21 protein-coding genes are annotated in these 23697 nt (G+C 69.2%); 12 read left to right on the forward strand and 9 right to left on the reverse strand.

Translation table 11 applies throughout. The annotated features are described in order from the left end of the window. Positions 1 to 1666: 1666 nt before the first annotated feature. Complete coding sequence (locus tag HWX00_RS28470; RefSeq protein ID WP_175028303.1) at positions 1667 to 2224, reverse strand: DapH/DapD/GlmU-related protein; 558 nt, start codon at positions 2222 to 2224, stop codon at positions 1667 to 1669. A gap of 374 nt (positions 2225 to 2598) precedes the next feature. On the opposite strand from HWX00_RS28470, the gene HWX00_RS28475 reads away from it, so the two are divergent. After that, the gene (locus HWX00_RS28475) at positions 2599 to 3213 is read left to right on the forward strand and encodes a glutathione S-transferase family protein (RefSeq protein ID WP_175028304.1); all 615 of its coding nucleotides are present in this window, start codon (positions 2599 to 2601) and stop codon (positions 3211 to 3213) included. Between the two features lie 23 nt (positions 3214 to 3236). Here the strand turns inward: HWX00_RS28475 and HWX00_RS28480 are convergent, their stop codons facing one another. Together HWX00_RS28480 and HWX00_RS28485 are read right to left on the reverse strand one after the other, a co-directional pair. Next, positions 3237 to 4205 carry an ion channel gene (locus HWX00_RS28480; protein ID WP_175028305.1) on the reverse strand — a complete coding sequence of 323 codons (969 nt, stop codon included), beginning with the start codon at positions 4203 to 4205 and terminating at the stop codon, positions 3237 to 3239. 169 nt (positions 4206 to 4374) lie between these two features. Next, positions 4375 to 5394, reverse strand: a complete 1020-nt coding sequence (locus HWX00_RS28485) for a sulfate ABC transporter substrate-binding protein (RefSeq protein ID WP_034189147.1) — start codon at positions 5392 to 5394, stop codon at positions 4375 to 4377. A 451-nt stretch (positions 5395 to 5845) separates the two neighbouring features. On the opposite strand from HWX00_RS28485, the gene dapA reads away from it, so the two are divergent. Next, a complete protein-coding gene (gene dapA / locus HWX00_RS28495) occupies positions 5846 to 6739 on the forward strand; it encodes a 4-hydroxy-tetrahydrodipicolinate synthase (protein WP_034189146.1) in 894 nt (297 codons plus the stop codon). Between the two features lie 185 nt (positions 6740 to 6924). Here the strand turns inward: dapA and HWX00_RS28500 are convergent, their stop codons facing one another. After that, on the reverse strand, positions 6925 to 7968 hold the full coding sequence (locus tag HWX00_RS28500) for a LysR substrate-binding domain-containing protein (RefSeq protein WP_059558898.1): 1044 nt from the start codon (positions 7966 to 7968) through the stop codon (positions 6925 to 6927). 106 nt (positions 7969 to 8074) lie between these two features. Here HWX00_RS28500 and HWX00_RS28505 point away from each other — a divergent pair, with 106 nt between their 5' ends. Beyond that, positions 8075 to 9343, forward strand: coding sequence for an MFS transporter (locus tag HWX00_RS28505; protein ID WP_175028306.1), 1269 nt, complete (start codon positions 8075 to 8077; stop codon positions 9341 to 9343). A 26-nt stretch (positions 9344 to 9369) separates the two neighbouring features. Here HWX00_RS28505 and HWX00_RS28510 read toward each other — a convergent pair whose 3' ends face one another. Further along, positions 9370 to 11565, reverse strand: coding sequence for a TonB-dependent receptor (locus HWX00_RS28510; protein WP_175028307.1), 2196 nt, complete (start codon positions 11563 to 11565; stop codon positions 9370 to 9372). A gap of 136 nt (positions 11566 to 11701) precedes the next feature. Continuing rightward, positions 11702 to 12340, reverse strand: coding sequence for a glutathione S-transferase family protein (locus HWX00_RS28515; RefSeq protein WP_175028308.1), 639 nt, complete (start codon positions 12338 to 12340; stop codon positions 11702 to 11704). Between the two features lie 111 nt (positions 12341 to 12451). Here HWX00_RS28515 and HWX00_RS28520 point away from each other — a divergent pair, with 111 nt between their 5' ends. From HWX00_RS28520 to HWX00_RS28530, 3 genes are all read left to right on the forward strand, one after another. Then, a complete protein-coding gene (locus HWX00_RS28520) occupies positions 12452 to 13372 on the forward strand; it encodes a LysR substrate-binding domain-containing protein (protein ID WP_069706966.1) in 921 nt (306 codons plus the stop codon). Between the two features lie 255 nt (positions 13373 to 13627). Beyond that, complete coding sequence (locus HWX00_RS28525; protein ID WP_034189140.1) at positions 13628 to 13912, forward strand: hypothetical protein; 285 nt, start codon at positions 13628 to 13630, stop codon at positions 13910 to 13912. A 44-nt stretch (positions 13913 to 13956) separates the two neighbouring features. Beyond that, positions 13957 to 16077, forward strand: a complete 2121-nt coding sequence (locus HWX00_RS28530) for a phosphocholine-specific phospholipase C (protein WP_175028309.1) — start codon at positions 13957 to 13959, stop codon at positions 16075 to 16077. Between the two features lie 18 nt (positions 16078 to 16095). On the opposite strand, the gene HWX00_RS28535 is transcribed toward HWX00_RS28530, so the two are convergent. Then, the gene (locus HWX00_RS28535) at positions 16096 to 16719 is read right to left on the reverse strand and encodes an RBBP9/YdeN family alpha/beta hydrolase (RefSeq protein ID WP_175028310.1); all 624 of its coding nucleotides are present in this window, start codon (positions 16717 to 16719) and stop codon (positions 16096 to 16098) included. A gap of 349 nt (positions 16720 to 17068) precedes the next feature. On the opposite strand from HWX00_RS28535, the gene HWX00_RS28540 reads away from it, so the two are divergent. From HWX00_RS28540 to HWX00_RS28555, 4 genes are read left to right on the forward strand one after another with little or no spacing between them, the layout of a single operon-like run. Next, positions 17069 to 18010: a 2-hydroxyacid dehydrogenase gene (locus tag HWX00_RS28540; RefSeq protein WP_059558870.1), complete on the forward strand. Its 942-nt coding sequence runs from the start codon at positions 17069 to 17071 to the stop codon at positions 18008 to 18010. 31 nt (positions 18011 to 18041) lie between these two features. Continuing rightward, a complete protein-coding gene (locus tag HWX00_RS28545) occupies positions 18042 to 18974 on the forward strand; it encodes a hydroxymethylglutaryl-CoA lyase (protein ID WP_034189136.1) in 933 nt (310 codons plus the stop codon). A gap of 26 nt (positions 18975 to 19000) precedes the next feature. Next, a complete protein-coding gene (locus HWX00_RS28550) occupies positions 19001 to 19507 on the forward strand; it encodes a YbaK/EbsC family protein (protein WP_034189135.1) in 507 nt (168 codons plus the stop codon). After that, on the forward strand, positions 19504 to 19710 hold the full coding sequence (locus HWX00_RS28555) for a DUF1289 domain-containing protein (protein ID WP_034189134.1): 207 nt from the start codon (positions 19504 to 19506) through the stop codon (positions 19708 to 19710). Before HWX00_RS28550 ends, HWX00_RS28555 begins: the two co-directional genes overlap by 4 nt. 243 nt (positions 19711 to 19953) lie before the next feature. Here the strand turns inward: HWX00_RS28555 and HWX00_RS28560 are convergent, their stop codons facing one another. Then, a complete protein-coding gene (locus tag HWX00_RS28560) occupies positions 19954 to 20856 on the reverse strand; it encodes a DMT family transporter (RefSeq protein ID WP_059558901.1) in 903 nt (300 codons plus the stop codon). Positions 20857 to 20968: 112 nt separating this feature from the next. On the opposite strand from HWX00_RS28560, the gene HWX00_RS28565 reads away from it, so the two are divergent. Further along, a complete protein-coding gene (locus tag HWX00_RS28565) occupies positions 20969 to 21460 on the forward strand; it encodes an Lrp/AsnC family transcriptional regulator (RefSeq protein ID WP_034189293.1) in 492 nt (163 codons plus the stop codon). A gap of 33 nt (positions 21461 to 21493) precedes the next feature. Here HWX00_RS28565 and HWX00_RS28570 read toward each other — a convergent pair whose 3' ends face one another. Next, complete coding sequence (locus HWX00_RS28570) at positions 21494 to 22390, reverse strand: alpha/beta fold hydrolase (RefSeq protein ID WP_175028311.1); 897 nt, start codon at positions 22388 to 22390, stop codon at positions 21494 to 21496. A gap of 290 nt (positions 22391 to 22680) precedes the next feature. Here HWX00_RS28570 and HWX00_RS28575 point away from each other — a divergent pair, with 290 nt between their 5' ends. Further along, complete coding sequence (locus HWX00_RS28575) at positions 22681 to 23640, forward strand: NAD(P)H-dependent flavin oxidoreductase (RefSeq protein WP_059558873.1); 960 nt, start codon at positions 22681 to 22683, stop codon at positions 23638 to 23640. The last annotated feature ends 57 nt before the right edge of the window (positions 23641 to 23697 follow it).

Here is a 23697-nt window from a genome sequence, read left to right on the forward strand (position 1 = left end):
GGGCGGCGGGTGACCGGCGGCAGCGAATGGCTCTATTTTTTCTCGCGCAGCCGAGAATGTTTTTTCTCATCTTGCTCGACCGGCGCTTGTGCGAGAAAAACTGCGCAGGTTTTTGCCGTGATTTGAGAGAGTTTTCACGCGAGCGCCGGGCGAGCGGTTGGCGGGACGCCGGGACGGCCGGCTGGCACGACAAAAGGGGCGGCCCACCAGCCCGCGCGTGCCGCAAGGCGCGCCTCGCGCCCGTCGACTGGCGCTCGAACCCCGCGCGACAAGGGTTTCGGGGGAATCGGGCAGCCCCCCTCACCGTTGCAATGCACAGCGTTCCGATTGGTCCGGCGCGCCGGATGTCCACAACGTCGGACCCTTCTCGCCGACCGGGTTCGCGCGCTCACCGTTCGATTGCACAGCGTTTCGAGTAGCGTCGGGACCGGGATATCCACATCCGGAACCGGCACGCGGTTCGCTCGGGCGCCGACCCTCACCGTTGAAAGTCACAGCGCGGCGAGTGGTTGATGGCGGTGGATATCCCCATCTCGGCCTGCTCGTTTCGTCGATCCGCTGTCCACCCTCACCGTTCGAATACACAGGGCCGAGAGTGGCTTTGTCCGTCGGATCCTCACGCCGGAATACGCATGCGCCGCGACCACCGCTTCTCCCTCACCGTCGACATGCACAGGGTTTCGACTGGCCGCGGCGACCGTTTTCCGTGCCTGAACCTGCGTTGCCTTCCGGCCATGCACGCCCCTTCACCGTTGGAAACCACAGCGCTTCGAGTGGCTTGTGACGCCGGATATCCACATCGGAGCGCCTCGGCAGATCGATCGCGAAAGCGTGTTCCAAAGCGCGCCGGCGGGCGGCAAGCCATGCCCGAAGCGGCCTGTCACCCGATCGGACGCCGACCCTCACCGTCGAAAACCACAGTGCCGCGAGTCGTTCCGATGGCCGGATATCCACACTGAAGCGCGCGCGGCGCGCCTGACCGGGCACGTGCCCCCGGCGGCGACGTCGGCCGGACAGCCGCGTCCGGACTGGCTGCCGGCCAGCCGGACGCTCATGCTCACCATCGATTCCCACAGCATGTCGAGTCGCTCGGGAGAGCACGGGCATGCGACGAAAATCGCACGTTGGAAGCCACGCGCCCGCGCTCACCGTTAGAATGCACGACCCTGCGACCGGGATCCGCACCCGGATGCCGGCATCGCGACGCACACGGGGTTCGGTCACGCCTTCGCGCGTTCCGTTAGAATGCGCGGCGCCCCGAATCACGGCAGAGGCCGGCAAGCCTTGCCGGAACGGGCGCCTCGCGCGATCGGGCGGCGACACTCACCAGTGGATTTCACAGCATTTCGCTTCGTCTCGCGGCGAGTTGTCCACACCCCGCTTCGCCTCTTGAGCGGCATCCGGTGATCCTCACCGGTGAAATCCACAGCGCGCCGAGTCGTTTCGAGGCGAGGATATCCACAAGCGGTCGCGCGACGAGACCGCCATGCGCGCATCGGCGAACGCCTCGGCGCACCGCAACCGGAAAAGCCGGAAAGCCTTGTCCGGACGGCCTCAACGGCACCCTCACCATTCAAATGCACAGCGTTTCGAGTCGCTGCGGGGCGAGTTGTCCACATCCGTCCGATGATGCACCGTCGCCCCGACAGGGGCGCCCGGGCAAACGCTACTCCGCAATCGACCGGATGACCTTCGCCGGATTGCCGCCGACCAGCGTATTCGGCGGAACGTCACGCGTGACGACCGCCGCGGCCGCGACGACCGCGTTCTCGCCGACCGTCACGCCGCCGATGATCGTCGCGCCGGCGCCGATCCACACATTCCGTTCGATCACGATCGGCTTCGCAACGACGCAGTCGCGCCGCCGCGAAGGCTCGACCGGATGACCGGACGTGATCAGGCTGACGTTCGGGCCGATCATCACGTCGTCGCCGATCTCGAGTCCGCCCAGGTCGTAGAACGTGCAGTTCTGGTTGACGAACACGTTGCGCCCGAGCTTCATGCCGGTGCCGCCCGTCGCGTGAAACGGCGGGATCAGCACGAAGCCGTCGTCCACTTGCGTGCCGATCAGTTCGCCGAACACTGCGCGCACTGCCGCCGCATCGTCGAACGTCAGACGGTTGAGCCGCGCCGTGATCGCCATCGCGCGTTTGACCTCGGCCACCATCGCCGCCGATTCCGGCGTTCCTCGCGGAATGATCGTGGTGCGATCGTCGTTTGCCATGCGTGACTTGTCCCTGGTGATTTCCGCGTTTCGTGATGCGTCGGCGGTGGTGGTCGAATGCCTGCGAGGCCGTGTGCGAGGATGCAGCGGGACCGGCGGCGACCCCGGGTGGCAACGCCGTTTCCGTCAGGATCACTCTCGATTTTACTAACTAGTCAATATATAACTAGTTATTGCAAAACTTCGTTGTGCCGTCAGGCTTTGCCCGATTTTTCGCCCGATCCGCGCTCGCCATACAACGCCCGAACAGGCTCGCTCGACCGAATGACCCCTGGCCGGGCGCCCCTGGCCGGGCGCCCCTGTCCGAACCTCCTGCGCTCGGGTACGCTTGAGCATCGACCGGACCGACACCTGCACCCACACGCGGAGGCGCGATGAAGCTCTACTACTGGCCGAAGACCCGGGCATTCCGGGCGTTGTGGATGCTCGAGGAAATCGGTGTGGTGTACGAACTCGTGCCGATCGACCTGCGCTCGCACGAACAGGGCAGCGACGCGTTCGTGCAAGTCAACCCGATGGCCAAGCTACCCGCGCTCGACGACGGCAGCGCGCCGTTCGCCGAATCGGGCGCCGTGCTGCTCTACCTCGCCGACCGCTGCCCGGGCGCCGGGCTCGGCATCGCGCCCGACGATCCGCTGCGCGGCCGCTTCCTGCAATGGATGTTCTTCACGCCGACCTGCCTCGAACCGGCGATGGCCGAAAAATTCACCGGCGCGTCGGGCAATCCGGTCGCGTTCGGCTGGGGCAACATCACGCGCGTCCAGCGCGCGCTCGCGCAAGCGCTCGCCCATCGCCCGTGGCTCGTCGGCGAGCGCTTCACCGCGGCCGACCTGCTGCTCGCGAGCACGTTGAAGATCGCGTTCGACGCGCACCTGCTGCCGCACGAAGGCGTGCTCGGCGACTACGTCGCGCGCGCCGAGGATCGCGACGCATTCCGCCGCGCCGTTGCGATCGAACAGCGCGAAGCGGTGCGGTTGCTGCATGCGTGACGGCTGACGGGCCGGCCCGTCGATCACGCCTGCGCGGCCGGCCCCTGCGCCGGTGCATCGGCGTCGATCACCACGCCCGGCGAGCCGCGCTCGTCGGTATCGACGTCGATCGGCACGACTTCGTGAAAATGCGTGTAGTCGATGTGCGTGATGCCGTCCTCGTCGTGCATCAGGTCGACGTAGCGATGACGCCAGCGGATCTCGCCATGCGCCCATGAATGACGCGCCTGCATGACCTGCGCGGTCGTCTCGTCCGAGCCTTCGATCGTGATCAGCAACGACGCGTCGCGCGCGGCCAGCGATTCGGGCGTCTCGCCGAACAGCGCGCTCGACTCGTCGATCACGTGCATCAGGTTCCAGCCGAGCAGGAAGATCGGATGCTCGCTGCGCACGAGCGGCAGGTCGTGGATCTTGCGCAGCGAGTAACCCTCGTGCGTGCCTTCGATGCGCATCAGCCGCAACTTCGCCTGCGCCTCGGCGATCACGTTCTGGCGCGCATTCGCGGCGCGCACCATCAGCGTCATCCGGCCGTTCAGCGGCCGCACGATCGCGTTGCGCGCGAACAGGATCTTCGCCTGCGGCCGCGAAAAGCGCGCAAACACGAGCCCCGTGGCCAGCGCGATGCCCGACATCCCGACGAAGATCTCGAACGTCGCGACGAGGTGGGCGTAAACGGTCTGCGGATGCATGTCGCCGTAGCCGACGGTCGCGAGCGTCTCGACGCTGAAGAAGAACGCGCCGCCGAAGCCGGCCGGCGACTGGTTCGCGATCGGCGCATGGCCGAGCAGATAGAGCGTCGCAAAGCCGCCGTTGAGCAGCAGGAACAGCACCGCGAGCGACAGGAAGAACACGGGCCAGCTCACCGTCAGCGCGCGATGGTAGAAGTCGCGCCAGCCGAGCGGCGGCATCCCGTACGCGATCACCGGGCGGGTGCCCGACCAGATCTTGCGGCCGCGGCCGCGGGGGACTGGGGAAGACGAATCGACGTTCATCGCGCGGCGCCGGTTGCAGGGAGGCGATGAGCGTAGCATGCGCGGCGGCGGCCGGGAACGCGTACCGGCGCGAAACGGAAATCCGCCGCGCCGTGCCGAAAAAAAACCGGCCGCGTGTGCGGCCGGCTGCGTCGTCATCGTGCGGACCCGCGCGCGAGGCGCGCCGCGGTCACTTCCGGTCGACGATCACCTGGTCGAACGTGCCGCCGTCGGCGAAATGCGTCTTTTGCGCGTTCGCCCAGCTGCCGAAAACCTGCTCGACGCTGAACGTCTTCAGCGCCTTGAATTCGGCCGCGTGCTTCTTCAGCACGTTCGCGTCGCGCGGGCGCAGATGGTGCTGCGCGATGATCTCCTGCGCTTCCGGCGTGTACAGGTAGTCGAGATACGCCTGCGCGACCTTGCGCGTGCCCTTCTTGTCGACGACCTTGTCGACGACGGCGACCGGCGGCTCCGCGAGGATGCTCGCCGACGGATACACGGCGTCGAACTGCGCGCCCGATGCGCCGGTGTCCATCAGCGCGACCTCGTTCTCGAACGTCACCAGCACGTCGCCGATGCCGCGCTGCGTGAACGTCGTCGTCGCACCGCGGCCGCCCGAATCGAGCACCGGCACGTTGCGGAAGATCGCCTTCTCGAAGTCGAGCGCCTGCTGGTCGGTCGCACCCTTCAGCTTCTCGAAACCCCATGCGGCGAGATACGCGTAGCGGCCGTTGCCCGACGTCTTCGGGTTCGCGATGATGACCTGGACGCCCGGCTTCGCGAGATCGCTCCAGTCCTTGATCGCCTTCGGATTGCCCTTGCGCACGAGGAACACCATCGTCGTCGAGTACGGCGAGCTGTTGTCCGGGAAGCGTGCGCGCCAGTCCTTCGGCAGCAGCTGGCCGCGCTCGGCGAGCAGGTCGATGTCGTTCGGCTGGTTCATCGTCACGACGTCGGCCTGCAGCCCCTGCAGCACCGACAGCGCCTGCGCGCTCGACGCGCCGTGCGACTGCTTGATCGTGACGGTCTCGCCGGTCTTCTGCTTGTATGCGGCCGCGAAGCCCGTGTTGATGTCCTTGTACAGCTCGCGCGTCACGTCGTACGACACGTTCAGGATCGACGTGTCCGCATGCGCGGCCGTCGCCGCCACGACCAGCGCCGCCGCCGCGCCCGTGTGCAGCCAGCGGCCGATCCCCTTGATGCTTGCCATCGTGATATGCCCCGTTTCCAGTGGTGGTGAATGTGCGTGACGGCACGCGTACGCGCTGTCATCGAAACGTAAGCGGGCATTCTAGCGGCCGGGCGCGGCGCGCCTTCCAATCAGTCGTGGAAAGCAAATCTCGAATCCTGCTAAACGGCGGCCGGCGCTCGCGCGCGCCGCCGATCCGGTGTTAAGATCGCCGCTCAGCCCACTTACGGTTCATCCATGTCCGCTCCCCTGCGCTCGCTTTCGATCCTCGCCGCCGTCGCGGCAGGTACGCGCGCGGCCGGGCTGAAACTGAAAAAACGACTCCTCGACTGACGGGGACGTCGCGTCCCGTCAGGCGAATGCCGGACGGGATGCCCGCAGGTCGTTTCATTCTCCTTGCACGCACGCCTCGCTCCGGCACACCGCCGGCGGAACGGTTCCTTCCCACTCCGTTTCCACCATGAGGCTTTGCATGAACACACGTTTCGAAGGTATCTGGCTGCCGATCATCACGCCGTTTCACCACGGCGAAGTCGACCATGCGGCGCTCGCGCGGCTTGCGCGTCGTTATGCGGCCGCGGGCATCGCGGGCTTCGTCGCGGGCGCGACGACCGGTGAAGGCGTCCTGCTCGACGCGCGCGAACAGGACGCGGTGTTCGCGACGCTGCGCGACGCGGCGCCCGGGCGGCCGATCGTCGTCGGGCTGACCGCGAGCGCGACGCATGTCGCGGCCGCGCGCGCACGCGAACTCGCGGCCCTGCGGCCCGACGGCCTGCTCGTCACGCCGCCCGTCTACGTGCGCCCGACGCAGGACGGCATCCGCCGCCATGTCGAGGCGATCGTCGACGCGGCCGACCTGCCGGTGCTCGTCTACAACATCCCGTACCGCACCGGCGTGAACGTCGAACTGGACACGCTGCAGGCGCTCGCGCGCGACCCGCGCGTCGCGGGCATCAAGGAATGCGGCGGCACGCTCGACCGGATGAGCCGTCTCGTGCACGACACGCCGCTCGCGATCCTGTCCGGCGACGACAACCAGAACTTCGCGGCGATGTGCGCCGGCGCGCACGGCGCGATCGCGAGCAGCGCGCACGTGCTGCCCGAATGGCACGTGCGCATTCATGCGCTACTGCGCGACGGGCGGCTCGCCGACGCGCGGCGCCTGTCGGTCGCGCTGCAGCCGCTCGTCGCAGCGCTGTTCGCGGAGCCGAACCCGGCGCCGGTGAAGGCCGTGCTCGCCGCGCAGGGGTGGTGCGAGGACGGGTTGCGGCTGCCGTTCGTGCCGGCGAGCGAAGCGCTGCGGGAGCGATTGGCAACGATCCGTGCCGCGCTCGAAGCAAGCGAGCCGGACGCCGCCGCGGCATGAGCCGCACCACCGCACATGGCGCCGCCGGCCGATGAATGCCGGCCCGACGCAGCGGCGTATCGAAGTCATCCGCGATTCGGGTCCTTCCCTTGCAGGATTCCGGATCGAATGGGTAGCGAGGCAGGCGCGAGGTGATCGGCAGAGGGGCGAACGAATCGCGCCCGTGGCGGCGACCGACGGTATCGTCAGGCCGCCAGCGCCGCCGCCCCGTCCGTCGCCTCCCTGACCGCCTGCGTCACGATCCGCGCGAGCCGGTCGACCGTCGGCGTCGCCGGCGACGTGCGCCGCAGCAGGATCAGCGGCAGGCTCGGCAGCTCCGGCAACCCGCACGACGCCGCGTCGAGCGCGCGCACCGATGCGGGCAGCCCGTAGCGCGAGCGCACCGTGAGCCCGAGGCCGGCCGCCGCCGCGGCCCACAACCCGGCGAGGCTCGGCGTCGTGAACGCGACGCGCCACGGCGTGCCGGCGCGGTCGAGCGCATCGGCCGCCGCGCCGAAGAACCGGCACGGCCGGTCGAACACGACGAGCGGCAACGGCTCGCCGGGCACGTGCCCGGCGCGGCCGCCCGTTTCATCCGCCTCACCGTCGGCCGCCGCGTCGCCGCCCTCCGGTACCCCGAATCCACCGCTCCCCACCGCGCCGATCCATTGCATCGGCACCTGCGCGATCGTTTCGCTGCCGATCCCCGCGCGCGACCCGAAATCGGCCGACGCCGGATCGCCCCACACGAGCGCCAGATCGAGCTGGTTCGCGTCGAGCCGGTCGAACAGGTCGGCATTGCGCGCCACGCGCGCCTCGATCCTCACCTTCGGATGCGCGCGCGCGAATCGCCCGAGCACATCGGGCAGGATCGCCTCGCCGAAGTCTTCCTGCAGCCCGACACGCACCCAGCCGTCGAGGTTCACGCCGCGCACGGCCGCCGCGGCCTCGTCGTTCAGCGCGATCATGCGCCGCGCATAGCGCAGCATCGCGTCGCCGGCATCGGTCAGCGCGAGCCCGCGCCCGGCCTTCACGAACAGCGGCGTGCCGGCCTGCTCCTCGAGCTTGCGGATCTGCGCACTCACCGCCGACGACGAGCGCGCGACACGGTCGGCCGCCTTCGCAAAACTGCCGAGATCCACGCCCGCGACCAGGCTGCGCAACGCGGCCACGTCGAAATTGGGCCGCGCCAGCGCGGCATCGGCCACGGCGAGCGGCGCGCCGCCGCGCGGAAGGTCTTGTCCGGGCATCTCAATCATCCTGTTTTATCGAACGATTCATCAAAAACTTTCCGATTTTCAGGATGAATGTAGGCCGCCAGACTGTGGATGTCAATTTCCAACCGGGCCTGCCGTCATGGACACCTCGTGCATCGCTTCCCCCTCCTCGCCCGCCCGCGACGTACGCGGCCCGGCTCATCGCTGGCGCGTGCTGGCGGCCGGCGTCGCCGCGAACCTGAGCTTTTCGGCGGCCGCGGCCGGCATTCCGACCACGGCCGTGTGGATGCGCACGGCCTATCGCCTCGACAACGGCGCGCTCGGCCTCGTGCTCGGCGCGCTCGGCTTCGGCGTCGCGCTGTCCGAGCTGCCGTGGGGGATCGCCGCCGACCGCTTCGGCGACCGCCGCGTGCTGCTGACCGGGCTCGTCGCGACGGCCGCGATGCTCGCGCTGATGGTGTGCACGATCGTCCCGAGCGCGCACGCGGTGCCGCCGCTGCTGCGGGTCGTCGCGGCGATGTGCTGCGTCGGCCTGCTCGGCGGCAGCGTCAACGGGTCGAGCGGACGCGCGGTGATGCGCTGGTTCGGCGAGCGCGAACGCGGGCTCGCGATGAGCATCCGCCAGACGGCCGTGCCGCTCGGCGGCGGCATCGGCGCGGCGTTGCTGCCGTCGCTCGCGTCGCATCTCGGCTTTGCCGCGGTGTTCGGTGCGCTGATGCTGCTGTGCGCGGGTTCAGCCGCACTCACGTGGCGCTGGCTGCACGAGCCGCCGGCCGAGCCGGCCGTGGCGCACCTCGTCGCGCATCGCCCCGTCGAGCGTCAGCCGTCCGTCCCGCATGCGCGCACCCCGCTCGCAAGCGGCCCCGTGTGGCGCATCGTGCTCGGCATCGGCCTGCTGTGCGCGCCGCAGTTCGCGGTGCTCACGTTCGCGACGGTGTTCCTGCACGACTTCGGCCGGCTCGGCCTTGCCGGCATCAGCGCGGCGATGGTCGCGCTGCAGCTCGGCGCGATGGTGATGCGCGTGTGGAGCGGCCGCCATACCGACCGGCACGGCAACCGGCGCGCGTATCTGCGCGGGTCGGTACTCGTCGCGGCCGGTTCGTTCGCGCTGCTCGCGGCGGCGACGGCCGGCAGCGCGCACGTGCCGTTCGCCGCGATCGTCGGGATTCTCGTGTTCGCCGGCATCTGCGTGTCGGCGTGGCACGGCGTCGCGTACACGGAGCTCGCGACGCTCGCGGGCGCGAACCACGCGGGCACCGCGCTCGGGATGGCGAACACGATCGTCTACCTCGGGCTGTTCGCGACCCCGCTCGCGATTCCGCCGCTGCTCGCGGTCAGCTCGTGGGGCGTGGTGTGGCTCGCGACCGCGCTGATCGCGGCTGCGACCTATCCGCTGTTCGCGCGATAACCGCGACACCTATGCAGCGCACGCCGTCAGAACTTGTACACGGCCGACAGCATCGCCGAGCGGCCGTCACCGAGTTCGACCGCGGACGATCTCGCCTCGCTCCCCGACACCTGGCGCACACGCTCGACATAGGCGCGGTCGAACAGATTGTCGATGTTCAGCTGAAAGCGCAGCCGGCGGTTCACGTCGTAGCCGGCCATCAGGTTGTGCACCCAGTACGCGCCGAGCGTGCCGTTCCCCTCCGACGTCACGTTGCGCCGGCCGACGAAGTGCGAGCCGTAGCCGAGCGTCCAGCCGGCCGGCAGGCGATAGGTCGTCCAGACATTGAACGCATGGCGCGGCGTATTGCCGAGTGCCTGGCCGTCGCGACGCGGCGACGCCGGCGAACTCAGCGTCACGCTCGCCAGATACGTGTAGTTCGCGAACACGTCCCATTGCGGCGTCACCTTGCCGGCCGCCCCGAGCTCGATGCCGCGCACGCGCTGCCTGCCCGCGAGCGCGTAGCTGCCGTCGGCCATCCGTTCGCGCGCGTTCTTCTTCTCCGTCTGGAACAACGCGCCGTTCAGCGCGAGTCCCGCCGGCCCTTCCCACTTCGCGCCGAGCTCGAGGCTCTCGTTCTTCTCCGGCGCCAGTGCGCCGGTCGCTGCGCTCACGCCGGACCCGGTCGTGACCAGGTATTCGGCCGACGGATTGAACGACGTGCCGTACGCGAAATACGCGCGCCCGTTCTCGGTCGGCTTGAACACCAGCCCCGCGCGCGTGCTCAGGTGCCGGCCGGCGCTGTCCGCACGTTCGGTCGGCTGGCCGGCCGGCGTGCTCCGCGACCAGCCGTCGATCCAGTCGTGGCGCAGCCCCACGTCGATGTTCCAGTATCGGCCGACCACAATCGTATCGAGGGCATAGAGCGCCTTGACGACGAGCGCCGTGTCGTTGCGTCCGCTGTCCCGACGCTGCGCGGGACCGCGCCATTCGCCCGGCGGCGCGGCCAATGAAAAACCGCCCGGCGGATAGAACCGGTTGAGCCCGTACGAGTATGTGGTGCGCCCATAGGTTTCCCGCGAGAGGTCGAAGCCCGCGACGAGTGTATGGCCAAGCCCGAGTGTGTCGAACGCGGCCGTGACGTTCGTTTGGTTGGCCCACATCGCCGTCGACGAATCGCGGCCGTAGCCTTGCGGCCCGGCCGGCCTGTAATGCCCGGGCGGCACCCCCTGGAGATTGACGTGCGATGCGGAGATCGCGGTGTCGCGGCCCAGGTGCGCATACCGGCTCAGGTTCTGCAGCTTCAGGTTCGGCGAAAAGTCGTGCTCGGCCTTCACCGTGACGGCATCCGACGCGATGCGCTCGCGATCGAGGTTGCGCCACCCGAAGTAGCTGTCGCGCGACACGCCGGCCAGCACCTGTCCGCCGCGGGCCGGCAACCCGTAGTCGGGCAGGTTGTTGTCGTACTGATGGAAGTAGCCGAGCGTGACGCGCGTGGGCGTGCCGAGCCCGAAGGCAAGCGAGGGCGCCACGCCCCAGCGCCGCTTGCGGATGTCGTTCCGGCCGGGAACGTCGTTGACGTGCGCCATCGCGTTCAACCGGAATGCCGCACGGCCGTCGGTGCCCGGCAACGGCCGGTTCGCGTCGAGCGTCACGCGCCGGTAGTCGGACGTGCCGAGCACCGTGCCGGCCTCGACGAATGCGTCGCGCTTCGGCGCCTTGCTGACCAGGTTCACGGAGCCGCCGGTCGTGCCCGCGCCGCCGAACACCGAGTTGGGCCCCTTGATGACCTCGACCGCCTCGACGTTGAACAGATCGCTGCGATTGTTCTGCGCGCTGTCGCGCAGGCCGTCGAGCTGCAGGTTCGCATTCGCGCCGAAGCCGCGAATATTGAACATGTCGCCCGACCCGCCGCCCCCCTCGCCCGCATTGAACGTGATGCCGGCGACGTTGGCCAGCGCGTCGCGCAAGCTCGTGACCTGCTGCTCGTCGAGCACCTCGCGCGGCACGACGGTAATCGTCTGCGGCACGTCGAGCAGCGGCGCCGCATACTTCGCCGAACCCGAGCGGTCGACGCGCGAGCCGGCGTCGCGGCTGCCCTGCACGACGATCGGGTCGAGATGCGGCGCCGGCCGCGGATCGGTTTCATCCGCGGACGCGGACGCGCACGTCATCATTGCAAGCGCGACGGAAGCCGTCGCGCGACGCGGCGGTGTCGCGCTCGACCGGATGCGGTATGTCATGGTCACTCCATTTCTTTGATGAGAATGATTCCCATTCAAAAGAAATGACTGCAACATGGCAATTGGACACGTTCGAATTTCGTGATCCGAACGAAATGACAGACCCAGTATCGCGCCGCGCGAGATCCCCAACGTGTCAGCCGGCCTCGCGCGCCAGCGCACGCCGCGCGGCCGGCCGTTCGGCCTCGCGCTGCGCATGGGCCGTCCACGCCGCATGCCGCGTCATGTCGAGTCCGATCGCGGCACCCCAGCGATACAGCACGAACAGGAACGGATCGACGATCGAATGCGCACCCGGTTCGGCCCACGTGCGGCCATCGGCGAGCGCTGCTTCGATCGACGCGTTCGCCGCTTCGATCGTGCCGCGCCCGTGCGCGCTGACCGCGCCGTGCAGCGCCGGATCGCCGATGAAGCGGCCCGGCCGCCACAATGCGCCGTAACCGACACCGTGCACCCAGCCGACCAGCCAGGCAAGCCACTCGTGACACCGCGCCTCGCGCAGCGGCTCGCCGAGCGGCAGCAATTGCGCGTCCGGATAGCGGCGCGCGAGATACGTGAGGATCGCCGGCGTTTCGGTCAGCACGCGCGGCTCGCCCGGAATCGCGAGCACGGGCACGCGCGCCTTCGCGTTGATCGCGAGATAGGGCGCCGCGAGGTTCTGCTGCTTCTGCACCGAGACGATCTCGACGTCGAACGGCGCGCCGGTTTCCTCGAGCGCGATGTGGGCGGCAAGCGAGCAGGCGCCCGGCGAAAGATAGAGACGGTAGGCGTTCATGGTGTGTGCCCCGACGGGGATGTGGAAGACGGAACCGAGTGTAGGAACGCGTACCGACGGGCGGCAAACGATGAATTGTCGTGCTCGGTCATTAGTGTTACTAATACCCGCATGCGACGCATCCACCTCCCTCCGCTGCAGACGCTGCGCGCGTTCGAAACCGCCGTGCGGCTGCAAAGCTTCACGCGCGCGGCCGACGAACTCGCGCTCACGCAAGGCGCGGTCAGCCAGCACATCCGCGCGCTCGAGGCGCAGCTCGGCTATCCGCTCTTCACGCGCGAACGCAACGGCGCGACGCCGACGCACGCCGCGCATGCCCTCGCGCTGCAGGTGCGCCAGGGCCTGAGCGTGCTGGAACGCGCGTTCGAGCCGGCACTCGCGGTACGCCGCCGCCCGCGCACCTGCGACGTGACGCTGAACGTCAGCGTGCTGCCGAGCGTCGCCGAGCGCTGGCTCGCGCCGCGCCTGCCGCGCTTCACGGCCGCGCATCCGCACATCGCGATCGCGCTGCACCCGGACGTGGCGCTCGCGCCGCTGCGCAAGCGCGACCGCATCGACGTCGCGCTGCGTTACGGACCCGGCACCTGGCCGGGCGTCGTCGCCGAAAAACTGATGAACGAGACGATCTTCCCGGTCGCGAGCCCCGCGTACCGCAATCGCGACGGCATCGCACCGCGCACGCCCGCCGATCTCGTGCGCGCGACGCTGCTGCGCCATCCGGCGCAGCCGTGGGAACCGTGGTTCCAGGCGGCACGGCTCGACCTCACCGAATCCGCGCGCGCGCCACGCTTCACCGACGCGAACGCGCTGATCGACGCGACGCGGCAAGGCCGCGGCGTCGCGCTCGCGCGCCGCTCGCTGATCGAGCCCGAACTCGCGGACGGCACGCTCGTGCGCGTGTCGACGGTGCGCATCACCGACGTGTATGCGCATTACGTCGTGTGGCGCCCCGGCCATCCTCACGAAGCGGCGATCCGCACCTGGCTCGACTGGCTGCGCAGCGAAGTGCGACGCAGGACGCCGCGGCGCTGACGCCGCGCGATCGGCCGCGCATGCCCGTCGCGAACGGTCATGCCGTCGCGTATCGCGTTGCGCGTCCGCGTAAAAGTGCCGGGCCCGCCTCGCGCGCCGGGAAATATTGCCGCCCCGCGATCGCGCGAAAGTATTTGGTCAGGCGGGCGAAAGCATTCCGCGATCATGCGCCGGTCGCAAACGATTCACCGAAACGTCGCATCGCATCGGCATACTCGAAAACGTTTCCCGATCAGCCCGCCAGGAGAGAAAGTCATGCGCCGCGTTTCCGTCGCCGTCGTTCTTTGTGCCGCCGTTTTCGTCGCCGCCTGCAGCGACGACGCGCCGCACGACGCTCACGCGACCGACGCCTCCCAGCAAGGCAGCGCATCGGCCGGCTCCGCCAGCGCGTTCAACAGCGAGGCAGCCGCGGGCGGTGCCGCATCCGATGCCGCGCCGCTCGCGCCGCCCGTCGTGCACTACCCGCCCGATGACGACGACGACGCGAAGCCGGCGTCGAACGCGGCCGCGTCGAGCGCCGCGGCGTCGTCGCCGGGCTGATCCCGCCGCTTCCGTCCCCCGACCGCAGAACCGAGGTGAACCACATGACGTCATCGAGCCGCCGCCGTTTCCTGCATACCGTCGCACAATCCGCGGGCGCCGCCGTCGCGCTCAACGCCTTTCCCGAATCGATCCGCCGCGCGCTCGCGATTCCCGCCGCGCGCGGCACCGGCACGATCCGCGATGTCGAGCACATCGTCGTGTTCATGCAGGAGAACCGCTCGTTCGATCATTACTTCGGACACCTGCGCGGCGTGCGCGGCTACAACGACCGCTTCCCGATCCCGCTGCCGAACGGCAAGCCGGTGTGGTATCAGCCGTCGAAGGCCGATCCGGGCAAGCCCGTGCTGCCGTTCCGGCTGAACACGCTGACGACGAGCGCGCAGTGCGTCGGCGATCTCGACCACTCGTGGTACAAGACGCACGCGGCGATCGACGGCGGCCGCTACGACCAGTGGCCCGCGAACAAGACCGACATGACGATGGGCTATCACGTGCGCGAGGACATTCCGTTCCACTACGCGCTCGCCGACGCGTTCACCGTATGCGACCACTACTTCTGCTCGCTGCCGGGCCCGACGCATCCGAACCGTTCCTACCTGATGACGGGCACGGTCGACCCGACCGGCAAGTTCGGCGGCCCGCTGCTCGACAACAGCGACTACGTCGACGGCGACGGGCCGCCCGCCTACCAGCTGCTGTCGTGGACGACCTTTCCCGAGCGTCTCGACGCGCACGGCGTGTCGTGGCAGATCTACCAGCAGGGCACGACGGGCAACGATCCGTACAACGGAAACTACGGCACGAACGTGCTGCAGAACTTCGCGAACTTCATCAACGCGAAGCCCGGTTCCTCGCTGTACCAGCGCGCGCAGACGGTACGCACGCTCGACCACCTGAAGGACGACGTGATCAACGACCGGCTGCCGCAGGTGTCGTGGCTGTGCCCGCCGGCCGCGTTCTCCGAGCATCCGAAATACACGCCGGCGTACGGCGCGAACTACACGTCGCAGATCCTCGATGCGCTCACGTCGAACCCGGACGTGTGGCGCAAGACCGTGCTGTTCATCATGTACGACGAGAACGACGGCTTCTTCGACCACATCGTGCCGCCGCAGCCGCCGACGTCGGCCGCGCAGGGCGCGTCCACCGTGACGACCGACGGCGAGCTGCATACGGTCGTGAATCCCGGCCGCGGCGGCAGCTACACGGCCGACGGCCTGCCGTACGGCCTCGGGCCGCGCGTGCCGATGACGGTCGTGTCGCCGTGGACCAAGGGCGGCTACGTCTGCTCGCAGGTGTTCGACCATACGTCGGTGATCCGCTTCATCGGCGCGCGCTTCGGCATCGACGAACCGAACATCACGCCGTGGCGCCGCACGGTGTGCGGCGACCTCACCGCCGCGTTCGACTTCCGCTCGTCGGATACCGCGTTCCCGCCGCTGCCGGATACCAGCCAGTACCGTTCGATCGCGGACCAGCAGTGCACGTCGCAGCCCGCGCCCACCGTGCCCGCGACGCCGTCGCCGGTCGATCCGCAGGAGCCCGGCGTGCGGCCCGCGCGCGCCCTGCCGTACGAACTGCATGTGAACGCGACCCTCGACGGCGGAACGAAGCTGCGCATCGAATTCGCGAACCGCGGCAACCAGGGCGCGCACTTCCACGTGTACGCGACGAACCGCACCGACGGCCCGTGGCGCTATACGGTCGGCGCGCGCCGCGTGCTGCACGCGGACTTCGACCTGACGGCGACGCACGGCGTGTATGCGTTCGCGGTGTACGGGCCGAACGGGTTCGTGCGGATGTTCTCCGGCAACGTGCCGGCCACGGCCGCGCCGCACCGCAATCCGGCCCAGCCGGAGGTGAAGGCCGGCTACGACGTCGCGAACGGGAACCTGTACCTGAAGCTGCGCAACCACGGTGGCGCGCATGTCACGCTGACGCTGACCGACAACGCATACGGCGCGCCGTCGCGGCAGGTGACGCTGCACGGCGGCGACGAGCGGGTCGAGCCGTGGGCGCTCGCGTCGAGCCACCAGTGGTATGACGTGACGGTCAGCGACGGCGCGAGCGGCACGTTCTCGCGCCGCTTCGCGGGCCACGTCGAAAACGGCCGGCCGAGTTATTCGGATCCGGCCGCCGTCAAGCCCGTCGCCGCGTCGTAAGCCCGACGGCCCGCGCCGTCAGACCGCGTGCGCGAGCGCGCGGTCGACGAGCGCGGCTTCGAAGCCGTCGTCCGCGTCGCGAAAGCGCAGCGGCGCCGCGCAGTGCACCAGCGTATCGATGAAGTATTTCGCGCGCGGCCACGGCCCGAAGCCGGCCGCCGTGTTGATGTGCCCGGCGTCGCCCAGGTTCACGAACGCGCTGCCGAGGCGCTGCGCGAGCGTGCGCGCGTCGGCGAGCGGCATCCACGGATCGGTCTCGCTGCCGACCACGATCGACGGCACCGCGAGCCGGCGTGCGTCGAACGGCCCGGCGAACGTGAATTTCTTCGGGCTGGCCGGCGCGACGAACAGCACGCCCGCGACATCGCCCGTATGCGGCCCCTGCGCGAGCGCATGCGCGGTCGCGAGGCAGCCGAAGCTGTGGGCGGCGAGCACGAACGGCCCGCGCTCGCGTTCGAGCAGTGTGCGCACCGAGTGCGCCCAGCCGGCGAGATCGGGGGCGTCCCAGTCGTCCTGCTCGACGCGCAGCGAACGCGGGAATTGCCGCTCGAGCCAGGTCTGCCAGTGAGCGCCTTCGCTGCCGTGCAGGCCCGGAACGGTGACGAGCCGCGGCGGCCACGCCGATTTGCTGCATGCGCTCATGATTGCCCTCGCTTGCTTGAAGACGAGGTTCGATTGTGGCGCCGCGTCCCCGGCGGCCGAACCAATATTTTGTGCTTTGCTTTTGCGTGGGCGGCCATCCGTGGGCCGGCCATCCCGCGCGGCCATCCGCGTGCCGGCCGCCTGCGCGGGCCCGCGCGACGGCGCAATGTGCCGCGAAACCGTAGAATGTGGGCTTCCCGTCAGCTTCACACCGAGCCGGGCCGGACGCCGATGCGCCGGGCCCGCTCGCCAGGAGACGCCCGATGTTCGCTACGCCCGCCGGCGCGCCGCGCCCGGCTCCGCTCGCCTTGCCCGTGACGCGCCCCGCCGGCGCGCACGCCGTCACGCAATGAAGATCCTGTTCTATTCCCCGCACCAGGAAGCCGGCGCATGGCGCGACGAGATCGCCCACGCGCTGCCGGAAGCCGAGCTGCGCGCGTGGCAGCCGGGCGACACGGCCGCCGCCGACTACGCGCTCGTGTGGCGCGCGCCGCGCGAATTCTTCGCGCCGCGCGACGGCCTGCGCGCGATCTTCAATCTCGGCGCGGGCGTCGACGCGCTGCTCGCGCTCGAGCGCGCGCATCCGGGCACGCTGCCCGCGCACGTGCCGCTGGTGCGGCTGGAAGATTCGGGCATGGCACGGCAGATGGTCGAGTACGTGACGCACGCGGTGCTGCGCTACCTGCGCCGCTTCGACGAATACGACGCGCTGCAGCGCGAGCGCCGCTGGCAGCCGCTCGACCCGCATCCGCGCGCGAGCTTCACCGTCGCCGTGCTCGGCCTCGGCGTGCTCGGCACGCAGGTCGCGCGCGCCCTCGCCGCGCTCGGCCTGCCCGTGCGCGGCTACAGCCGCAGCGCGAAGCAGCTCGACGGCATGACGACCTTCGCCGGCGACGGCGCATTCGACGCCTGCATCGACGGCGCGAAGGTGCTCGTCAACCTGCTGCCGAGCACGCCCGACACCGACGGCATCCTGTCGTCGCGCGCGTTCGCGCGGCTCGCGCCCGGCGCGTACGTCGTCAACGTCGCGCGCGGCGCGCATCTCGTCGAGGCCGACCTGCTCGACGCGCTCGCGAGCGGCCGGATCGCCGCGGCCACGCTCGACGTGTTCCAGCACGAACCGCTGCCGGAAGACCATCCGTTCTGGCATACGCCGCGCATCACGATCACGCCGCACAGCTCGGCCGAGACGCTGCGCGCGGAGGCCGTCGAGCAGATCGCCGGCAAGATCCGCGCGTTCGAGCGCGGCGAACGCGTCAGCGGCGTCGTCGACTACGCGCGCGGCTACTGAATTCCGCCTCGAGAGAAACCAGGAGACAACCATGACGTTCCCCACCGCCGTCAAGATCGTCGAAGTCGGCCCGCGCGACGGGCTGCAGAACGAGAAGACCTTCGTGCCGACCGACGTGAAGATCGCGCTCGTCGACCGGCTGTCGCGCGCCGGCTTCCGCAACATCGAGGCCGCGTCGTTCGTGTCGCCGAAATGGGTGCCCCAAATGGCCGACGGTGCCGACGTGATGGCCGGTATCGAACGCCGCGCGGGCACCGTGTACTCGGTGCTCACGCCGAACCTGAAGGGTTTCGAGAATGCGCTCGCCGCACGCGCGGACGAGGTCGTGATCTTCGGCGCGGCGAGCGAGGCATTCTCGCAGCGGAACATCAACTGCAGCATCGCCGAGAGCATCGCGCGCTTCGAGCCCGTCGCGAAGGCCGCGAAGGATGCGGGCCTGCGGCTGCGCGGCAGCGTGTCGTGCACGCTCGGCTGCCCGTACCAGGGCGAGGTGCCGGTCGCGTCGGTCGTCGACGTCGTCGAGCGCTTCGCGGCGCTCGGCTGCGACGAGATCGACATCGCCGACACGATCGGCGTCGGCACGCCGAAGCGCACGCGCGAGGTGCTCGCGGCCGTCACGCGCGTGTTTCCGCGCGAGCGCCTGTCGGGCCACTTCCACGACACCTACGGCCAGGCGCTCGCGAACATCTACGCGGCGCTGTTCGAAGGGATCGAGATCTTCCACGCCTCGGTCGCGGGTCTCGGCGGCTGCCCGTACGCGAAGGGCGCGACCGGCAACGTCGCGACCGAGGACGTGCTGTACCTGCTGCAGGGCCTCGGCATCGACACCGGCATCGATCTCGCGCAGGTCGTCGCCGCCGGCGACTTCATCTCGAACGCGATCGGCCGCGCGAACGTGTCGCGCGCCGGTCGCGCATTGCTCGCCAAGGCACAAAGCGCGGCCGACGACGCGGCCTGCGTGTAACCACGGCACTCCATGGATTCCTCAACATGACGACACCTGCTTCATTCGATTCCCTCCCCGATTCCGCGCGACGCGTCGCGCTGTTGCTGCGCGAGCGCGGCCACGCGAAAGGCATCGTGATGCTCGCCGAAACCGGCAAGACGTCGGCCGAGGCCGCGGCCGGGCTCGGCTGCTCGGTCGCGCAGATCGCGAAGTCGATCCTGTTTCGCCGGCAGTCGGACGGCGCGCCCGTGCTGGTGGTCGCGAGCGGCGTCAATCGCGTCGACGAGAAGAAGGTTGCCGCGCAAGTCGGCGCGGTCGGCCGCGCGGACGCGAAATTCGTGCGCGACAACACCGGCTACGCGATCGGCGGCGTCTGCCCGATCGGCCATCTCGTCGAACCCGTCACGCTGATCGATGCCGACCTGCTCGCGCTCGACAGCCTGTGGGCGGCCGCCGGCCATCCGCACGCGGTGTTCAACCTGTCGCCGCACGAACTCGTGTCGCTGACCGGCGCGCCGGTCGCGGACGTCGCGTTGCGGGACCCGGCATGAGCGACGTGCCGCTGCCGGTCGGCACGGTCGCGTCGCCGTGCACCGACGTCTGCCGGATCGATCCGCGCACCGACTGGTGCGCGGGCTGCCTGCGCACGCGCGGCGAGATCAAGGGATGGCGCACGTCGGACGACGACGCGAGGCGTGCGCTGCTCGCGCGGCTCGACGCGCGGCGGCGCCTGCTCGCCGGAAGCGAGACATAAAAAAAAGCCGTTCAGCCTCGCGGGCGAACGGCGTCGAGATCGGAATCCTGTGAACGTGATCAACGTCACAGCCCGCATCATACGAGCGACGCGGCCGCATTGCATCGGGTGTTTCCCTACAACTTCTTACAGCGTTTTCCACGCGTGCGCGCGGGCCGCTTTCGCGCGCAATCGTCGTTCCCGAAACGGGCGCCCGGCGGGCGGCGGCGGCATCGTTCGGCCATGCCGAATCGTACGATCGTTTCAGTTGCCGATCGCCGCGCGACGCGCGGGCACGATGCGCCAGCCGAGGTTCACGCCGGCCGCCGCGAGCAGGATCAGCAGCGCGCCAAGCACCTGCGACCACGCGAGCGTCTGCCCGAACGCGAAGTGATCGACGACGATCGCGACGACCGGGTAGACGAACGACAGCGCGCCGGTCATCGCGGTCGGCAGCTTCTGGATCGCGCCGTACAGCAGCACGTACATCAGGCCCGTGTTGACGACGCCGAGCACGATCAGGTCGAGCCACTGCCCGGCCGTCGCGGGCAGCGTGCCGAAGTGCGCGAACGGCGCGAGCAGCACGATGCCGATGCCGGCCTGCAGCAACGCGAGCAGGTGCGGCGGCGTCCCCTTCAGGTGCTTCGTGACGATCGACGAGATCGCGTACAGGAACGCCGCGCCGAGCGACAGCGCCACGCCCTCGAGATACTCGCCGGGCACCGCGAGCACGGACGGCTCGACGCGCACCACGAATACGAGCCCGGCGAAGGCGAGCGCGAGCCACGCGACCGTCGACGCGGTGATCCGTTCGCGGAACACGATCGCGCCGAGCGCGACGAGCATGAACGGCTGGGTGTTGTAGACGGCGGTGGCCATCGAGATCGACGCCCGCGAATACGCGGCGAACAGCAGCAGCCAGTTCGCGACGATCGCGACGCTGCCGAGCGTCGCGAGCGCGAGCATGCGCGGCGAGAACAGCGAGCGGCGCAGGAAGCCGAACGCCGCGCAGACGATCGCGAGCGTCGCGGCGCCGAACAGGCAGCGGAAGAACACGACATTCGTCAGCGGCTGCTGCGACGACATCACGAGCCAGCCGATCGTGCCGGACATCAGCATCGCGACGACCATCTCGGCGCCGCCGCGGCGAATTTCATTCGAGGCCATCATGAACTCCGTTGAAGAGACTGGATGACTTCGATTCTAGAAACTTGCTTTCGCCGAAACCACGGCTAAACTGAAGCGAATCAGCCGATTGACCTTCGAAAGCAAAGCAATCATGCCGAAACGCCTTTCTCCTCCCGCCGTCGCGTCGCTCGACGCGACCGACCGTGCGATCCTCGCGGCGCTCGCCGACGATGCGCGCATCGCGACCAGCGAACTCGCCCGGCAGATCGGGCTGTCGGCGCCCGCCACCGCCGACCGCGTGCGGCGGCTCGAGGCGCAGGGCGTGATCGCCGCGTTCACCGTCGAGCTCGACCCGCGCGCGCTCGGCTACACGTTGCAGGCGATCGTCCGCGTGAAGCCGCTGCCGGGCCAGTTGCACCTGGTCGAGGAGTTGTTGCGGCGCATTCCCGAATTCGTCGAATGCGACAAGGTCACCGGCGAAGACTGCTTCATCTGCCGGCTCTACCTGCGCACGATCGCGCACCTCGACGACATCCTGTCGAAGGTGACCGAGCGCGCGGAGACGAGCACCGCGATCGTGAAATCGACACCGGTGCCGCGACGCCTGCCGCCGCTGGCCGACGACGACCACGCGCAGCGCTGAGCAGCGGGCCGCGCGCGCTGCCCGCACGCACCGCTACGCAGCCGGGTCGCGCGCTTCGAAGAACGCGAGCAGTTCGTCGATCAGCGCGACGGGCGCCTCTTCCGGAATGTAGTGGCCGCAGTCGAGCGCACGGCCGCTGACGTCGCGCGCGACGCGTCGCCATTCGTCGAGCGGATCGAAGCAGCGGCCGACGATCCCGTGCTCGCCCCACAGTACGCGCAGCGGGCACGCGACCTTGTTGCCGCGCTCGAGATCGGCGCGGTCGTGCTCGAGGTCGATCGTCGCCGACGCGCGATAGTCCTCGCACATCGCATGCACGGCGCCCGGCTGCGCGAGCGCCGCGCGATAGGCGTCGAGCGCCGCGGGCGCGAACGGCGCGAGCCCGGCCGAGCGGTTGCCCATCACGCGCTCGATGTAGGCATCGGTATGGGCGCCGATCAGCGTCTCGGGCAGCGGCGCCGGCTGGATCAGGAAGAACCAGTGGAAATACGCGGTCGCGAATGCGCGGTCGGTTTTCTCGTACATCGCGAGCGTCGGCGCGATGTCGAGCAGCATCATCCGCTCGACGGCGTCCGCGTGATCGAGCGCGAGGCGGTGCGCGACCCGCGCGCCGCGATCGTGCGCGCACACGTGGAACTGCTCGAAGCCGAAATGCCGCATCACCGCGACCTGGTCGGCCGCCATCGCCCGTTTCGAATACGGCATGTGCCGCGCGTCGCTCGTCGGCCGGCCCGACGCGCCGTAGCCGCGCAGGTCGGTGGCGATCACCGTGAAATGATTCGCAAGCGTCGCGGCGACGCGATGCCAGATCATGTGGGTTTGCGGATGCCCGTGCAGCAACAGAAGCGGCGGACCCGCGCCTCCTTTGACACCGAAGATGTCGGTGTCCTGCACCGTCACGCGAAACGGTGCAAACGCCTCAAACGACATGGTTTGTTTCTCGTTGGTTTGTTATGGCGGCTATTTTAGGAGCGCCGGTGCGTCTACACAGCGGGATAACCACCCGAAACCGTAGAAAGAGAACACTCCCTCGATTGCCGCCCCACCGCGCATTTTGTTAAGCTCGCGTAGAATCGCACGACCGTTCGTATTAATATGAACGCCATCGAGCGCACCGCGGTTCGCGGCTACACTCGAATCACCGTTCGCACGCCAAGCATGGATGTCGGCGCCACGCGACCGCGCGGGCGCCGACGGCCCCTGGAGACTGGAGACATCACATGGCATTGCCCGCTGTCCTGCAGAACCTGACGCTGCCCGTCATCGCGTCGCCGATGTTCATCGTCAGCTACCCCGAACTCGTGCTCGCGCAATGCAAGGCGGGCATCGTCGGTTCGTTCCCCGCGCTCAACGCGCGTCCGGCCGAGCAGCTCGACGCGTGGCTCACGCAGATCCAGTCGGAGCTGGCCGACCACAAGGCGAAACATCCCGACGCGGTGATCGGCCCGATCGCGGTCAACCAGATCGTCCACCAGTCGAACGCGCGGCTCGAGCACGACGTGCGCGTGTGCGTCGAGCACAAGGTGCCGATCTTCATCACGAGCCTGCGCGCGCCGGCGCGCGAGATCGTCGACGCGGTGCACAGCTACGGCGGCATCGTGCTGCACGACGTGATCAACCTGCGCCACGCGCAGAAGGCGCTCGAAGCCGGCGTCGACGGGCTGATCCTCGTCGCGGCTGGCGCCGGCGGCCACGCGGGCACGACGTCGCCGTTCGCGCTGGTCGGCGAAGTCCGCAAGATCTTCGACGGCCCGATCGTGCTGTCCGGCTCGATCGCGAACGGCGGCTCGATCCTCGCCGCGCAGGCGATGGGCGCTGACCTCGCGTACATGGGCACGCGCTTCATCGCGACGCAGGAAGCGCACGCGGTCGAGGACTACAAGCGCGCGATCGTCAACGCGAAATCGTCGGACATCATCTACACGAACCTCTTCACCGGCGTGCACGGCAACTACATCCGCGAGAGCATCGAGAAAGCCGGCCTCGATCCCGAGGCGCTGCCGGAATCCGACAAGACCAAGATGAATTTCGGCAGCGACAAGACGAAGGCGTGGAAGGACATCTGGGGCGCCGGCCAGGGCGTCGGCCTGATGGACGACCTGCCGAGCGTGGGGGCGCTCGTCGAGCGGCTGAAACGCGAGTACGACGACGCGAAGACGCGGCTCGGCATCCCGCGCTGACGCATGCGGCGGCCCCCGCCGCCGCGATCGACACGCCAACCGTCGGTACCAACAAAA

It is taken from the genome of Burkholderia seminalis DSM 23518, from assembly GCF_902832885.1.
Classification (GTDB): Bacteria; Pseudomonadota; Gammaproteobacteria; order Burkholderiales; family Burkholderiaceae; genus Burkholderia; species Burkholderia seminalis.